The sequence below is a fragment of the Planomonospora sp. ID82291 genome (assembly GCF_015711645.1).
Taxonomy (GTDB): Bacteria; Actinomycetota; Actinomycetes; order Streptosporangiales; family Streptosporangiaceae; genus Planomonospora.
The window spans coordinates 1,365,217-1,380,347 of sequence record NZ_JABTEX010000001.1 but is presented as its reverse complement, the minus strand read 5'-3'; the positions used below and the strand labels follow the sequence as shown (position 1 = coordinate 1,380,347).

13 protein-coding genes are annotated in these 15,131 nt (G+C 72.3%); 7 read left to right on the top strand and 6 right to left on the bottom strand.

Features of this window, described 5'->3' with window-relative positions; genetic code table 11:
• Window positions 1–111 precede the first annotated feature (111 nt).
• Window positions 112–474 (bottom strand): DsrE family protein, encoded by a 363-nt coding sequence (locus tag HS045_RS05940; protein WP_189236952.1) that lies wholly within the window; start codon window positions 472–474, stop codon window positions 112–114.
• Between the two features lie 68 nt (window positions 475–542).
• On the opposite strand from HS045_RS05940, the gene HS045_RS05935 reads away from it, so the two are divergent.
• The 4 genes from HS045_RS05935 (at window position 543) to HS045_RS05920 (ending at window position 3,315) form a co-directional block, all read left to right on the top strand.
• Entirely contained in the window at window positions 543–1,052 is a 510-nt protein-coding gene (locus HS045_RS05935; RefSeq protein WP_196450123.1) for an FABP family protein, read from the top strand.
• Between the two features lie 30 nt (window positions 1,053–1,082).
• A complete protein-coding gene (locus HS045_RS05930; protein ID WP_196450122.1) occupies window positions 1,083–1,388 on the top strand; it encodes a DUF2470 domain-containing protein in 306 nt (101 codons plus the stop codon).
• Between the two features lie 484 nt (window positions 1,389–1,872).
• A complete protein-coding gene (locus HS045_RS05925) occupies window positions 1,873–2,286 on the top strand; it encodes a Fur family transcriptional regulator (protein WP_196450121.1) in 414 nt (137 codons plus the stop codon).
• Between the two features lie 45 nt (window positions 2,287–2,331).
• Window positions 2,332–3,315, top strand: a complete 984-nt coding sequence (locus tag HS045_RS05920; protein ID WP_196450120.1) for a folate-binding protein YgfZ — start codon at window positions 2,332–2,334, stop codon at window positions 3,313–3,315.
• Between the two features lie 64 nt (window positions 3,316–3,379).
• Here the strand turns inward: HS045_RS05920 and dtd are convergent, their stop codons facing one another.
• Window positions 3,380–3,805: a D-aminoacyl-tRNA deacylase gene (gene dtd, locus HS045_RS05915; protein WP_196450119.1), complete on the bottom strand. Its 426-nt coding sequence runs from the start codon at window positions 3,803–3,805 to the stop codon at window positions 3,380–3,382.
• 68 nt (window positions 3,806–3,873) lie between these two features.
• Between dtd and HS045_RS05910 the strand changes: the two genes are divergently transcribed.
• Window positions 3,874–4,824 (top strand): asparaginase, encoded by a 951-nt coding sequence (locus HS045_RS05910; RefSeq protein ID WP_196450118.1) that lies wholly within the window; start codon window positions 3,874–3,876, stop codon window positions 4,822–4,824.
• A 180-nt stretch (window positions 4,825–5,004) separates the two neighbouring features.
• Here HS045_RS05910 and HS045_RS05905 read toward each other — a convergent pair whose 3' ends face one another.
• Window positions 5,005–6,681, bottom strand: coding sequence for a DUF2207 domain-containing protein (locus HS045_RS05905; protein ID WP_230883448.1), 1,677 nt, complete (start codon window positions 6,679–6,681; stop codon window positions 5,005–5,007).
• A gap of 134 nt (window positions 6,682–6,815) precedes the next feature.
• Here HS045_RS05905 and HS045_RS05900 point away from each other — a divergent pair, with 134 nt between their 5' ends.
• Window positions 6,816–7,871, top strand: a complete 1,056-nt coding sequence (locus HS045_RS05900) for a neutral zinc metallopeptidase (protein WP_196450117.1) — start codon at window positions 6,816–6,818, stop codon at window positions 7,869–7,871.
• A gap of 416 nt (window positions 7,872–8,287) precedes the next feature.
• Window positions 8,288–9,019 (top strand): SGNH/GDSL hydrolase family protein, encoded by a 732-nt coding sequence (locus tag HS045_RS05895; RefSeq protein WP_196450116.1) that lies wholly within the window; start codon window positions 8,288–8,290, stop codon window positions 9,017–9,019.
• A 49-nt stretch (window positions 9,020–9,068) separates the two neighbouring features.
• Here HS045_RS05895 and HS045_RS05890 read toward each other — a convergent pair whose 3' ends face one another.
• From HS045_RS05890 to HS045_RS05880, 3 genes are all read right to left on the bottom strand, one after another.
• The gene (locus tag HS045_RS05890; protein WP_196450115.1) at window positions 9,069–10,706 is read right to left on the bottom strand and encodes an endo-1,4-beta-xylanase; all 1,638 of its coding nucleotides are present in this window, start codon (window positions 10,704–10,706) and stop codon (window positions 9,069–9,071) included.
• A 111-nt stretch (window positions 10,707–10,817) separates the two neighbouring features.
• Entirely contained in the window at window positions 10,818–12,392 is a 1,575-nt protein-coding gene (locus HS045_RS05885) for a cellulase family glycosylhydrolase (protein ID WP_196450114.1), read from the bottom strand.
• Window positions 12,393–12,488: 96 nt separating this feature from the next.
• The gene (locus tag HS045_RS05880) at window positions 12,489–15,053 is read right to left on the bottom strand and encodes a glycoside hydrolase family 9 protein (RefSeq protein WP_196450113.1); all 2,565 of its coding nucleotides are present in this window, start codon (window positions 15,051–15,053) and stop codon (window positions 12,489–12,491) included.
• Window positions 15,054–15,131: the final 78 nt, after the last annotated feature.

Genomic DNA, 15,131 nt, shown 5'->3' with positions numbered 1-15,131 from the left:
TCAGGCGTGATCAGGGCCGCCCGCTCACCTGCCCGCCCGCTCGGTCGATCGGCCGGGCAGGCGGGGCTTGTCGGCGGCCCGGAGCGGTGGTCGCCGGCCCGCCGGTAGGCGTCAGTAGACGAGCGCCTGGACGCCGTCGCCGAGGGCCTCCTCGACGAAGGTGGGGGCGCCCGCGATGCGGACCCCCTCGATCACGTCGTCCACCGTGATGTCCCGCCGGGCCGCGCACTGCGTGCACAACGTCACCCGGCCCCCGGCGAGCACCGCGTCGAGCAGGTCGCCGAGCCGGGCCGCGTGGGGCAGGGTGAACTCCTCGGCCCGGCCGGGCAGGGCGAACCACGACGCCTCGCCCGTCAGCCAGAGGGAGACGGGGACCCCGCTCGCCAGGGCCGCCGCGGCCACCGTGAACGCCTGGTTGCAGCGCTCCGGGGCGTCCGCGCCCGCGGTCACTTTGATCACCAATGATCGTGCCATGTTCGAAGACTATTCGGGCCCGGTCCACCGGCGCGAGCCAGGTCCGGCCGGGCCTACCCTTGAGGGCTATGGACGTTCCTGAGCTGCATCCCGACCTTGCGCCGATCGCCTTCCTCGTGGGCCGGTGGGAGGGCGCCGGGGTGGGGGGATACCCGACGATCGAGAGCTTCACCTTCGGTCAGGAGATCGTCTTCGGGCACAACGGCAAGCCGTTCCTGACCTACACCAGCCGCACCTGGCTGCTGGACCAGGCGGGTGCCAAGGTCCGCCCGCTGGGCACCGAGACCGGTTTCTGGCGCCAGCTTCCGGACCGCCAGCTGGAGGTCTGCCTGTCGCACCCGACCGGCATCGTGGAGATCTACGTCGGCGAGGTGGTCTTCCACAAGATCGAGCTGCACACGGACGTGGTGGCCCGCACCGCCACCGCGAAGGAGTACACCGGCGGACACCGCCTCTACGGCCTGGTCAACGGCAACCTGATGTGGGCCTACGACATGGCGGCCATGGGGCAAGGGCTCCAGTCGCACATCTCGGCCGAGCTCAAGCGGGTGGGCGACTTCGTGCCCGACGCCGACTGAGACCGGGCGAGGGCGCATACGATGCCGGGCATGAGCACCCCCTTCACCCCTGACGTGGTCGAGGCGATCAGGCGCCACATGAACGACGACCACGCCGACGACGCGCTGCTGATCGTCAGGAGTCTCGGCGGCCGGCCCGAGGCGACGGCCGCGACGACGTCGGACGTGGACGCCGAGGCGATCGAGTTCACCGCGGTCGCCGACGGCCGCGAGGTCACCGTGCGCGTCCCGTGGGGGAGGACGCTGACCGAGCGGGCCGAGGTCCGCCGCGAGGTCGTGCGCCTCTACCGGGAGGCCTGCGCCGCCCTCGGCGTGCCCGCCCGCGGCGAGCACTGAGACGCCGGGAGATCCCCGCAAAGGCAAAAGTCGGGAGGTCCCCGGAAGAGGTAAAAAAGAGAACCCCGGGCTCGCTCCTCCGCTCTGGCGTGAGGGCCGGATGGACCAAAGACGGGATATGCCCGCCCTCCGGCAGCCCGGGGTTCCGGTGATTGTCGTGGATTCGCCGAACGTCGCGAGACGTCCGGACAGAGTCCGGAGTCGCGGCGTCCTAGCGGACAGCCACCTCGCTAGCCCAAGTATGATCAACCATTGTTTGGACCACCTCCCTTCTGCGTGATTCGTACGCTATGCGACCGCTTCGGGGGTAGGCAAGTAAATATTCGCCAAGCGGGTTTCCGCTGGTCGCAGCCTTGGAAGCCGCTGTCGGGACGCCGGACGCAGCGGAGGCGCGGGGCCGCGGCCCCGGCGGGCGGAGAGTGCGGGAACGCGCCCCGCCGGAGAGTGCGGGAGCCGGGCCGGGACACGGGCATAGAATCTCGCCATGGCCGAGACGTCGTGGCATGAGGAACTGCGGGCGCGCGGTTATCGGGTCACCCCGCAACGGCAGCTGGTGCTCGAGGCGGTCGAATCGCTGGAGCACGCCACCCCGGAGGAGATCTGCACCCGGGTGCGCGAGACCGCCCGCGGGGTGAACATCTCGACCGTCTACCGGACCCTCGAACTGCTCGAGGAACTCGGCATGGTCGCCCACAACCACCTCGGGCACGGCGCGCCCACCTACCACCTGGCCGCCGACGCCGACCACGTGCACCTGGTCTGCCGCGGCTGCGGCGAACTCAGCGAGGTCAGCCCGGAGCTGGTGCGGGCCCTGGTGGACGGGCTCGACGCCGAGCTGGGCTTCGCCACCGACGTGCACCACCTGACGGTCTTCGGCCGCTGCCGCAAGTGCCGCTGAGACGGACGGTCTCCGGGCGCCGCCGCGGGCTCGTAGGCTTGGGGCATGCGAAGCCCTCTGCTGGACACCCCCGGCGCGGTCGCCGCCGACGCCCCTGACGACGGCGTCGCCGGACACTACGGCGACCTGTTCGCCGAGCAGCGCGCCTTCCTCGCCGGTGAGGCGATGGTCGACCGGAGCAACCGGGAGATCGTCAGGATCTCCGGGCCCGACCGCCTGAGCTGGCTCAACAACCTGAGCTCCCAGAAGCTCGACGACCTGCGGCCCGGCCGGGCGACCGAGACGCTGCTGCTGGACGCCCAGGGCCGGGTCGAGCACCACCTGGCCCTCGTCGACGACGGCGAGGCCGTCTGGGCGCACGTGGAGCCGGGCACCGCGGCCGGCCTGGTCGCCTTCCTCGACAAGATGCGGTTCATGCTCCGGGTCGAGGTCGCCGACGTGACGGACGGCTACGCGGTGGTCTCGGTGGCCGATCCCGACCGCCTCACCCTGCCCGCCGGGGCGATCGTCGCCGGCGGGGACGTGCTGCTCCCGCGCGACCTGCTCCCCGGGCACCTCGGCCTGCGGCTCGCCGGCCTGTGGGCCCACGAGGCGCTGCGGATCGAGGCCCACCGCCCCCGGCTCGGCTTCGAGACCGACCACAAGACGATCCCGCACGAGGTCGGCTGGATCGGTACGGCCCTGCACCTGAACAAGGGGTGCTACAAGGGCCAGGAGACCGTGGCGCGGGTGCACAACCTCGGCCACCCGCCGCGCCGGCTGGTCTTCCTGCACCTGGACGGGAGCGCCGACCGGCTGCCCCGGCGCGGCGCCCCGGTGACCGAGGGAGGGGCCGAGGTCGGGTTCGTCGGCGGCTCCGCCCGCCACCACGAGCTCGGCCCGATCGCGCTGGCCCTGGTCAAGCGGACCGTGCCGGTGGACGCGCCGCTGGAGGCCGACGGGGTCGCGGCGGCCCAGGAGGTCGTCGTGCCGCCGGACGCCGGGCGCAACGTGCAGATCGACCCGGCCCTGCGCCGCCGCATCCGCTGACCCGCTGACGGAAGGCCGAGGGCCGCCGCGGGCCCCGGTCTCCGGGTGCGCCGGGCCTCGGGGCTCAGATCTCCAGGATCAGCGTGACGGGGCCGTCGTTGGTCAGCGCGACCTTCATGTCGGCGCCGAAGACGCCCGTCCCCACGCGCGCTCCCAGCGCGCGCAGCTCCGCGCAGACGGCCTCGACCAGGGGCTCGGCGACCGGTCCGGGGGCCGCGGCCTGCCAGGTGGGGCGGCGTCCCTTGCGGGCGTCGCCGTACAGGGTGAACTGGCTGACCACGAGCAGGGGCGCGCCGACGTCGGAGCAGGACTTCTCGCCGTCCAGGATCCGCAGCCCCCAGAGCTTGGCGGCCAGCTTGGCCGCCTCGGCGGGGGTGTCGGTGTGCGTCACCCCGACCAGCACGAGCAGCCCCGGCTCGTCGATCGCCCCGACCACCGCACCGTCCACCGTCACCGACGCGGAACCCACCCGCTGCACCACCGCACGCATGCCCCCATCATCCCGCGCTCCGGGTGCTCTCTAGACTCTGCGCGGGCTCTGCACGAAAGGGGACAAAGGTGTCTACAGGGTCGTTGGTCGTCGAGGTGGTCCGTTCGGGGTTCGTGGAGTCCGCGCACCGGGCCCGGATGCTGGCCGTCGCGGCGGACGGGTCCGCGGTGCGGGTGCACGGGGCGGTGGACGCGCTGGTCTCGCCGCGCTCGTCGATGAAGCCCTTCCAGGCGCTCGGCATGGTGCGCAGCGGGCTCGCCCTGGAGGGGGAGCTGCTCGCGCTGGCCTGCGCGAGCCACGACGGGGAGGCGTTCCACGTGGACGGCGCCCGCCGGATCCTCGCCGGGGCCGGGCTGGACGAGGACGCGCTGCGCTGCCCGGAGGACCTGCCCGGGGACGCGGCCTCCCGGGAGGAGGTGCTGCGCTCGGGCGGCGGCAGGGCCCGGATCTACATGAACTGCTCCGGCAAGCACGCGGCGATGCTCGCCACCTGCGCGGCCAACGACTGGCCGCTGGAGACCTACCTCGACCCCGCGCACCCGCTGCAGCGGGCGATCCGCGCCACGGTGGAGGAGCTGACCTGCGAGAAGGTCGCCGCCACCGGCGTGGACGGCTGCGGCGCCCCGCTCTTCTTCGTCTCGATGACCGGCGTGGCCCGCGCCTTCCGCGCCCTCGTGCTGGCCGGGCCCGGCAGCCCCGAGCGGCGCGTCGCCGACGCCTTCCGCGCCCACCCCGAGTGGACGTCCGGCACGACCCGCCCCGAGGCCCGGCTGATGCGGGCGGTCCCCGGGTTGCTGGTCAAGGCCGGGGCCGAGGCCTTCGACGCCTTCGCCTTCGCCGACGGCCGCGCCGGCACGGTCAAGATCGAGGACGGCGGCCAGCGCGCCCGGGTGCCGGTCACCGTCGCGGCCCTGCGCGCCCTCGGCCTCGACGCCCCCGAGCTCGCCGACCTCGCCACCGGAGTCCTGTACGGCGGCGGCCGCCCGGTGGGCGAGATCCGCCTGATCCAGAAGGTGTGACGAGAGCGGACACGTCAGCCGATCTGATCCGGTCGAGGTCTCCGGCGGGGAGGAGGACTGCGGTCAGGGTGCAGACGCAGCCATCGTCCTTGCGGACGCGACAGCTTTCGTCGACATGGGCAGAGAGCACCCGCCTGACTTTACGTTACTTTTTATTTACCTTCCGTGGTATTGCGTGTGTCAGAGGGACCGGAACTGGCGGGTGGTGGAGATGGCGCCGGAGGTGGTCATGGTGAAGGTCCGCATGGAGTCGGCGAACTTCGACAGGTCCCACTCGGCCGGGCCGTGGTACCAGTACAGGTTGTCGGCCTGCTGCCCGTCGCCGGTGACGGAGGAGACCACGCGGGCCCAGCGGTCCACGCAGTCGAAGATCACGGCGTAGGGCAGGTAGCGGGAGAACAGCTCGACCCGCTGGGCCGCGGGGACGTCCGCGCCGAGCTCGGCCGACGACAGGTACTCCCGGAAGCCCAGGGTGTGGGCGAGGGCGGCGGCGCCCTTGGCGGTCTTGGCGGGCATGTACTGCCCGCCGACGGCCAGGGCCGCGCCGGCGATGATCAGCGCGAGGCCGAGCAGGCCGTACGTGGTGAACCAGGCCAGCGCCACGGTGGCGAGCACCCCGCCGAGGGTGAGCGCCACGCCCAGGGTGGTCCAGCGCGTGCGGACGGTGTCGGGGCGGCGGGCGAACCAGCCCTGGGTGACCACGTCGTGGTAGAGCGCCTGGCGGACCTTGCCGAGTTCGGCGCCGAAGGAGCCCTTGAGCTCCGAGAGCAGCACCGCGTCGCGGCCGTGGAAGACGGCCTCGTAGAGCGCCCGCTCGTACGGCAGCAGCGAGCCGACGGGGGCGCCGGCCAGCCGGACCAGCGTCCAGTCCGGGGTGTCGTAGGTCTGCCGGGGCCGCTCGTCGATCCGGATGTAGCCCCGGACGGCCAGGTCCACGATGGTGGCGGTCACGTCGATCACGTCGGCCTGCTCGTCCATGAGCGTGCCGATCTGGCCGGGGCGCACCCCGTCCGGCGGGGCGAAGTGGCCGTTCTCGATCGGGGTGAGCGAGCTCGACTCGTGGCCGACCACGCGGGCGTCGCGACCGCGGGTCCAGTAGAGCAGGCCGAGGCCGCCGAGGAGCAGGAGCAGCAGGCCGGCCAGCGCGCCGCCGGTGACGGCGTTGAGCGTGAAGGCGTTGGACAGCTCGAAGCGGCGCTCCAGGACGGGCGCGCCGGTGGTGGCTCCGGCCGGGTAGCCGATGATCACGGTCAGCACCTCGCCGGCGCCGAGGCCCTGCTGCTCGAACTCCGCGCTGGTCCCGGTGTGGTCGAAGGAGGCGGCGGTGCAGGCGACCGCGGAGGCCAGCACTCCGGCGAAGCAGGACAGGTTCTGCATCTGGGCGGGCCCGGTCGCCTTGACCGTGGCCTGCTCCACCGGGACGGACCAGCCGCCCACGGCGTACCAGCGCAGCTCCTGGATGTCGGCGAGCGGGGTCACCGTGCCCTTGACGTCGTACTCGATCGTCGCGGTGCCGGAGCCCTTCAGGGTGATCGAGTCGCCGGAGAGCGTGCCGTCGCCCTTGAACCCGGTGACCTGGTAGAGCCGGTCGTTGCCGTCGTCGTAGCGCGTCCGGCCGACGAGCGTCCGCGTCGGCGCGCCGCCGGTGAACTCGACGGTCTCCTTGACGTGCAGCACGCCGTCCGGCCGCAGTTCGAGCTCGACCACGTCGCTCTTCACCGCGTCCGCCCGGACGGACGCGGTGCCCGCCGTGCCGGCGGACGCCGGGGACGGGCCCGCGGCCAGTGCGAGTACGGCCGCCGCGACCAGGCTCCCGGCCATGCGATGGGCCGTCCGATGAAAGAGAGATCCCGCCATGGATCGGCAGCCTATCGAGAACGGCCGGGACATGACGGCCCGCCGTATCATGATTTTTCGGTCAATACAGTTATCTGGTGGTCTATCCGCTAGATTGCCGCGCGGTGGTCCAGTCTTCCCCGAGAGGCGGTCAGATGCGCCCGCGCCGGTCGAGTCCTCTGGTCTTCGGTGTCTTCGGCGTCCTCGCGACGACCTTCACCGCCGTCGTGCTGGTGGCCGCCCTGGCGGACGGGGACGAGGCGGCGGTCCCGGCGGGCCCGGGGAGCGCGCCGACGGCCACCGAGCGGGCCGTGCCCGCCCCGGCGGAGAGGGCGGAGGTCGACCCGCCCACCTTCAGCCCGCCGCGCAGGCTCGACCTCGGCGCGCTGGGCGAGGCGGAGATCGCGCTGGCGGGCGGGAGCACGGCCGCGGACCGGACCGCCGGGCGCCGCGCCGCGGCCGTCGACCTGCGGTACATGCAGCGGTCCCAGACCGGCGTCCGGCTCAAGCGCAACCCGCTGTACGGCACCGGCATGATGCGCCCCACCACCTGCCAGGCGTCGCGGCCCTCGGCCCAGGCGAAGGACATGCTCGCCTTCCTGAACGCGGCCACCACCTGCCTGGACCGGGCCTGGGCCGCCAAGTTCTCCCAGGCCCGAGCGGTCTTCCAGCAGCCCCGCCGGGTCTTCTGGACGCGCCCGGGACGCGGCCCCTGCGGCAGCTACCCCGCCTCCGGCGCCGCCGCCTACTACTGCCCCTCCAACCGGGGGATGTACATCGGGCTCTCGCACCTGATCGAGGAGACCGGCCGGATCGACCCGGCGAGCAACCACGTGCCCTACCTGTCGGTGCTCGCCCACGAGTACGGCCACCACGTGCAGTCCATGGCCGGGATCGGCGGCGCGTGGTGGTGGGAGGTCTCCGCCAAGTCCAAGACCGCCCAGAACGCGCACTCGCGCCGGTCGGAGCTGCAGGCCCAGTGCTTCGCCGGGGCCTTCATGCGGACCGTCCGGGTCCCGCTCGGCGTCACCGCGGCCCGCTGGCAGGCCGTACTGGAGATGGAGTACAGCCGGGGCGACGACCAGAACGGGCTGGGCCGGCGCGACCACGGCAACGGCCAGAACTTCGCCGGATGGCTCGACCACGGCTGGAAGTACGCGCGCCCCGGCTACTGCAACACCTGGACCGCCCCCGCCTCGCACGTCGGCTGAGCTCCGGCCTCCCGCGCGCGGTCCGCGGCGGGGAGGGGGTGCGGAGCGGTCCCGGATGGTCGTCTCCTCGGTCGTGGCCGGGGGATCACGGAGTGTTGACGGATCCCTCCCCCCAAGGGCTCCCCGGCGGGTCGCCGTTCCCTGACGCATGCATGGGCGTTTCCCTGGCCGGGCCGGCTATTCCACTGACAAATACATGGATATTTCCGGACCTTTTGGAAGGTAAATTCTTTCGTTTCGGGATCGCCTCGGCCGACCGGTCCGCCTGGTTAGAATGCCGAGTGCTCAAGGCGGTCCCCTGGGGCGGCCGTGACCGCGGATCTCCCCCGGGTGAGGGTGTCCGCCGCAGGTCACGGGCGCGACGAGCGCTCCGGGAACCGCATCCACATCAGCGGTCCACGGTTCTCCGAGGTGGCATGCACGGGCTTTTGCGAAAGCGGCGCGGAGCGTTCTCCTCCGCACTCGCCGTGCTGCTCTGCTGCCTGCTCCCGGGATGCGCCCCGCCGGCGGGCGGGACGGCGCCGGACGGCGGGCGGGACGGCCGGCCGACCGGCGGGTCGGGTGCGGCGCGGCCCATGGCGGCCCGCGCGGCGGCTCCGGTGGTGATGGTCATCGGGGACAGCTTCACCGTCGGGTCGGGCCCGGTCGAGCGCTGGGAGAGCTACGCCGCCAGGAGCGCGCGCGAGCTGGGCTGGCAGTTGATCACCGCGGGGATGGGCGGGACCGGATTCGTCAACCCGGGCCGGGTGGGCCGGACCTTCCAGGACTCCTTCGTCCGGGAGCTCGCCTGGCGCCCGGCGCCCGACCTGCTGATCGTCTCCGGCGGGCACAACGACCGCGGCACCCGGCCGGGGGCGGTCTACCAGGCCGCCGCGCGGCTGCTGCGGACGGTCGCCGGGCACTGGCCCGGCACCCGGGTCGTGGTGGTCGGCCCGCTGTGGATGGGGGACGCGCCGCGCTGGGCCTACGGCGTCAGGAACGCCGTCGCGCTCGCCGCGTCGAGGGCCGGCGTGCCGTTCCTCGACCCGCTCGGCATGCGCTGGGGTCGCGAGCTGACCCTGCCCGACGGCGTCCATCCCACGGGCGAGGGCCACGCGCGCATCGCCCGCTGGCTGGTCGCCGCCCTGCGGGAGCGCGGGACCTCCTGAGGGCGGCCGGTCCGTGCGGACCGCCCGCCCTCAGGGGTGGGCGGGAGGGTCAGGAGAGGGTGGGCGCGGGCGGGGCGCCGGTGCCGTTCCAGGTGCCGATGAAGCCGAAGGTGGCCGAACCGCCGGCGCCGAGGGCGCCGTTCCAGGCGGCGTTGGTGAAGGTGTAGGCGGTGCCGGAGGCCGACAGGGTCGAGCTCCAGTTCTGGGTGATGTTCACGCCGGCCGGGTAGGTCAGCGTGGTCTTCCAGGAGGTGACGGGTTCGGCGCAGGTGACCTTGACCTCGCCCTGGAAGCCGCCCTGCCAGGCGTTGACGGTGCGGTAGGCGGCGGTGCAGCCGGTGCCGCCGCCGGGTCCGGCGGGGGTGGTGAAGGTGGTGGTCTCGGAGGCGGCGGAGGTGTTGCCGGCGGCGTCGCGGGCGACGACGTGGACGGTGTAGGCGGTCTCGGGGGCCAGGCCGGTGAGGGTGGCGGAGTTGGTGGTGGTGGAGGCGAGCCGGGTGGCGCCGCGGTAGACGTCGTATCCGGTGACGCGGACGTTGTCGGTGGAGGCGGTCCAGGTCAGGGTCGCGCCGGAGGAGGTGATCGCCGAGGCGACCGGGGTGCCGGGCCTGGACGGGTCCTCGGTGTCGTCCGGGTCCGTCGGGGGACCGGCCAGGGCGTCGTGCACCGCGGTGTAGGACGGCTTCCTGCCGTAGTTCTCGTCGTAGATCAGGGCCGCGCCCTGGCCGGAGAAGGTGTCCGGCACCCAGGAGTGCCTGTCGGTGAAGCCCCAGATCGTGACGCCGGAGCAGCGGCTCACCGCCAGGCAGGCCTTGACCACGTTGGAGTAGTAGGTGGCCTGGGTGGCGTCCTTGGCCGAGGTCCGGGGCGTCTGCATCCGGACGTCGATCTCGGTGACCCGGACCTCCACCCCCAGGTCGGCGAAGCGCTGCATGTTCTCCTGGATGTTCGGGAAGCCGTACTGGATCGCCAGGTGGCTCTGGAAGCCGACGCAGTCGACCGGCACGTTCTGCGCCCGGAGCGCCTTGACCAGGTTGTACATCGCGGTGCTCTTGGCGTTGACGCCCTCGACGTTGTAGTCGTTGATGCAGAGCCGGGCGTCGGGGTCGGCCGCGCGGGCGTACCGGAAGGCGTCGGCGATGTAGCCCTCGCCGAGCTTCTGGTACCAGAACGAGTTGCGCAGGCTCCCGTTCTCCTCGAAGACCTCGTTCACCACGTCCCACGACGTGAGGGCCGGGTTGGTCGCGTAGCGGCCGGCGACCCTGCCGATGTGGTTCTGCATGGCCGCGCGCAGCTCGGCGGCGCCGAGGTTCTGCACCCAGGTGGGCGTCTGGTTGTGCCAGACCAGCGTGTGCCCGTGCACCTGCTGGTCGTTCTGCTCGGCGAAGGCCATGATCTGGTCCGCGCCGGTGAAGGTGAACTGGTTCGGGCCGGGCTCGGTGGCGTCCCACTTCATCGCGTTCTCGGCCGTGACCTGGTTGAACTCCGTGGCCGCGATGGTGCGGTAGGCCGCCTCGTTCGCCAGCGGCGCGGTGGCGAGCGCGGTGCCGATGAACTTGCCGTGCGCCGCGGCGTGGACGCGCAGGGGTGAGGAGGCCTGCGCGGGGGAGGCGGGCAGGGCCGCGACCGCGGTGGCCGGGAGGACGGCGAGCACTCCGGTCAGGAGCGCCCGGCGGAGTCTGGACATGCTGGTCCCTTTCCGTGGTTCAGAAATTTACGGCTTTTATCCGAAATTTTCGGAAGCAGGTCGAGGGGAGGGGGTACGGCCCGGCGGGCCGTACCCCCTGGGTGGGCGGGGTCAGGAGAAGGCGGGGGCGGGCGGGGCGCCCGAGCCGCTCCAGGTGCCGATGAAACCGAAGGTGGCCGAGCCGCCGGCCGGGACGGAGCCGTTCCAGGCGGCGTTGGTGAAGGTGAACGCGCCGCCGGAGGCCGACAGGGTCGAGCTCCAGTTCTGGGTGATGTTCACGCCGGCCGGGTAGGTCAGCGTGGTCTTCCACGAGGTGACGGCGCTGATGCAGTTGATGGTGACCTCGCCCTGGAAGCCGCCCTGCCAGGCGTTGACGACCTTGTAGCCGGGCGTGCAGGCGCTGCCGCCGGGCCCGGTCAGGGTGGTGAAGGTCGTGGCGGCCGAGGCGGCGGAGGTGTTGCCGGCGGCGTCGCGGGCGACGACGTGGACGGTGTAGGCGGTGTTGGCGTTCAGGCCGGTCAGGGTGGCGGAGTTGGTGGTGGTGGAGGCGAGCCGGGTGGCGCCGCGGTAGACGTCGTATCCGGTGACGCGGACGTTGTCGGTGGAGGCGGTCCAGGTCAGGGTCGCGCCGGAGGAGGTGATCGCCGAGGCGACCGGGGTGCCGGGCCTGGACGGGTCCTCGGTGTCGCCGCCGGAGCCGCCGCCGTAGATCTTCGCCTCGACGGCGGTCTGCGCGATGCCGTCGGCGCCGTTGAACAGGCGCCGGCCCCAGCTGGTCAGGGCGTTCGCGTCGAAGTCGGTGACCTGGTCGAGGTACTCGACGCCGCCGCCGTTGCCGCTCCAGGACCAGCCGAAGTACCCCAGGCCGCGCGCCTGCGCCTGGGCCATGATCGTGTCCTCGTCGGGGTTGCCGTCGGAGTGGTCGTGCCCGAACTCGCCGACGACCAGCGGCAGGCCGGCCGTCTTGAAGGCGTCCATGTAGGCGATCACCTCGGCGGAGGTGTCGAACACGCCGTACATGTGGATGGAGAAGATCGTGTTCTTGTCGGGGTCGGCGGCGGCCACGGTCCTGGCGTTGTCGCGCATGGTGAAGGACCAGTCCTGGCCCCAGTTGGGGGCGTCGACCATCAGCGCGTGGTCGAACCCGGCGCCGCGCATGCGCTTGATCGCATTGGAGGTGGCCTCGGTCCAGCCCGGGGTGACGGCGGTGTTGCCGATCGGCTCGTTGCCGATGTTGATGATGACGTAGTCCTCCTGGCCGTCCAGCGCGCTCTTCACGCCGACCCAGTAGTCCACCGCCTGGTCCAGGGTGTAGGCGCCGCCCTGCTCGCCGTACCCGGTGGTGTCGTGGTTCTCCAGCACGCAGATGAGCTTGTTCTGCTTACACAGCGAGACGACGTTCGCCACGTCGGCGGCGTTGTTGGGCGTCCACCGGCCGCCGCTCAGCACCACGCGCACGGCGTTGGCGCCCAGCGACTTGATGCCGGCGAAGGAGGCCGTCCGGTTCGTGTACCAGGTGTGCGCGTGGGAGGTGCCGCGCAAGATGAGGTTGCTGCCGTCCGCTTCGACGATCTTCGTTCCGCTCACGTGGATGCCGGTGGCGGCGTGGGCGGGAGTGATCGCGACGATCGACGGGACGACGAGTGCGATGAGGAATGCGGCGAGGACCGCCAGTCGTGCTCTCATGACCTGCCTCTTCGGGGAAGGGGGGACCCGGCCGGGCGGAGGGGTCCGCTACGCCCGGCCGGGGGTTCGGTGGGGTCGGTGGTTCGGCGGGCTCGCTCAGTTCACGGTGCAGGACACCGGGGCGGGGACGCCGTTGGCGCCGGTGTGGTTCGCGGTGAAGCCGAACGAGGTGGACGCGTTCGGGGCGAGCGCGCCGTTCCAGGCGACGTTCTTCACCGTCACGTCCGCGCCCGTCTGGGTGTGCACGCCGTTCCAGAGCTGGCCGATGGTCTGACCGTCCGGGAACCGCCAGGTCACGGTCCAGCCCTTGACGGCGGCCGCGCCCGTGTTGGTGACGGTGACCTCGCCCTGGAAGGCGCCCTGCCAGGCGTTGCCGACCGTGTAGACGGCGGTGCAGCCGCCCGCCGGGGCCTCCGTGGTGGTGAACGAGGTGCTCTCGGACGCCTCGGAGACGTTGCCCGCCGCGTCCCGGGCCACCACGTGCACGCTGTACGGCGTGCTCGGCGCGAGCCCGGTCAGGTCGTAGGACGTCCCGGCGGCGGTCCCGACCTTCACCGTGCCCCGGTAGACGTCGTAGCCGGTGACGCCCACGTCGTCGGTGGCGGCCGTCCAGGTCAGCCGCGCGGTGCTCCCGGTGACCGCGGAGACCGCGGGCCTGCCGGGCGTGCTCGGCGGGGTGTCGTCGTCCACCGGCGGCGGCTCGTCGCCGGGCGGGTTCCCCCAGATCCGCTCGGTGCCGGAGTAGACGGTGATGTTGTCCACCCGGACCGGGGCCGCGCCCGGCGTGGTGGCCACGCCCTTGTACGACCAGTCGTTGGACGGGTCCCAGGCGCCGGAGGAGGAGAGGCGGAACTGCACCTCGCGCCGGTGCTGGGACTGCCCGGCCGGGGAGATCGAGGTGCCGGAGCAGTCGATCGTGACGTAGTAGGTCTTGCCGGACAGCAGGGTCGGGCCGGTCGGGGGCGTGCACTGGGTGTAGGCCGAGCCGACCGTGATCTGGCTCGCGGCGGTGTCGCCGTCGAGGGTGAAGTAGTAGCGGAAGGAGCCGCCGGTCAGGTTCCTGGCCGGCCAGGCCGACTGGTTGCGGACGATCGCCTTGATCTCGGTGAAGGCGCTCCCGGAGGCGTTCACCCCGGCCTCGATGAAGATCTCGGGGCCGTCGGGGGTCTCCTCCGCCGGGAATCCCGCCGCCGGGCTTCCGCCGTACTCGCGGTACAGCCGCGCCAGCGCGCCGGTGAACCCGGCGTTGTAGTCGGTGGCGACCTCGTTCATCACGAAGTCGTCGCGCTTGTCGGCGTAGGCGTCGTCGGGGTCGGGCGGGCCGCCGACGAGCGCGCCGTACAGGGTGTGCCGGGTCTCGACGGGGTTGGTCTGCTGGTCGGTCCAGGAGCCGTGCGCGGTGCGGTGGTGCGGGTTCTTCGGCGGGTTGGCGCCGAATCCGACCACGTAGGACGACCTGCGCGGGTTGTCGCCGAGCGCGTAGTCGATCTGGCGCTTGGCGAAGCCGTGGTAGCGGGCCCTGCGGGTCGCGTCGGTGATCGAGTCGGCGTGCACCAGGGCCGCGAACGCGGTGTTGGCGGCGTAGCGCAGCGACCCCCACCGGTCCAGTACGGCCTGCCCGCCGGGCGAGTACCTGATCTTCTGCCCGTTCACCCCGACCGTCCAGTAGTCCAGCCACCGGTTGGCGTCGTCGAGGTAGCGCTGCCTGCCGGTGAGCTTGTGCAGCAGCACGTAGGAGCCGTAGGACTTGTCGTCCCAGGCGATCGTCCACCGGTAGGACTTCGTGCTGCTCTGCGGCTCGGTGCCGAGGTTGTCGTAGTACGACTCGGCCTTGGCCAGGTAGGCGGCCTCACCGGTGGCCCGGTGCAGCCAGATCGCGCCCCAGACCAGCTCGTCGTTGTAACCGCTCCAGGAGTTGTAGTAGCCCTGGGCGTCGGTGATGCACTCGCTGTACTTCTTGCGGACGGTGTCGGCGAAGGTGTACAGCTCCCGCGCGTGCCTGACGAGGGTGTCGGCGTAGGCGGCGTTCGTCGGGCGGAAGACGATCGAGGAGGCGGCCATCGCCGCCGCGGTCTCCCCGGCCAGGTCCGAACCGCCGCAGGTGGCGTCGATCCTGTAGGCGGGCCGCTCCATCTGCATCGCCTCGGCGGGCCCCCACCAGGCGTGGTCCTTGCCGCCGTGGCCGACCTGCCCGTAGAGCACGTTCGGCGACGGGTGGGCCTTGATGAAGTAGTCGTTGACGAACTTCAGGTTGTTGAGCAGGTGGGTGAGCTGGCCGGAGTCGGCGTAGGCGTCGCGGTACTCCACCGCGCCCCAGGCCAGCATGGTCGTGGTGAACGCCATCGGCAGGCCGAACTTCACGTGGTCGCCCGCGTCGTACCAGCCGCCGGTCAGGTCGAGTCCGGCGTCCTTTCCGTCGTCGAGCGCGGAGTCGCCGCGCCAGCCCACCCGGTTCCAGCTCGGCAGCTTCCCCGACTGCTGGGCCTCGTAGAACCAGATGGACTTCTGCAGCGCCTCGCCGTAGTTGAACTCCGCCGCGGCCGAGGAGGCCGGCGCCACTGAAGACGCCGCCGAAGACGCCGGGGACGCCGCGGCGGTCGCGGCGGGCACCGGTACGGCCGCCAGGGCCGCCAGCGCGAGCACCGCCATGGATCTCTTCATCGGTGGGGGTGCCTCTCGGGGAGAAGGAGGTGGTGCCCGGGGCGCGGCGGCAGGTCAGGGGTGCCGCCGCGCCCCGGG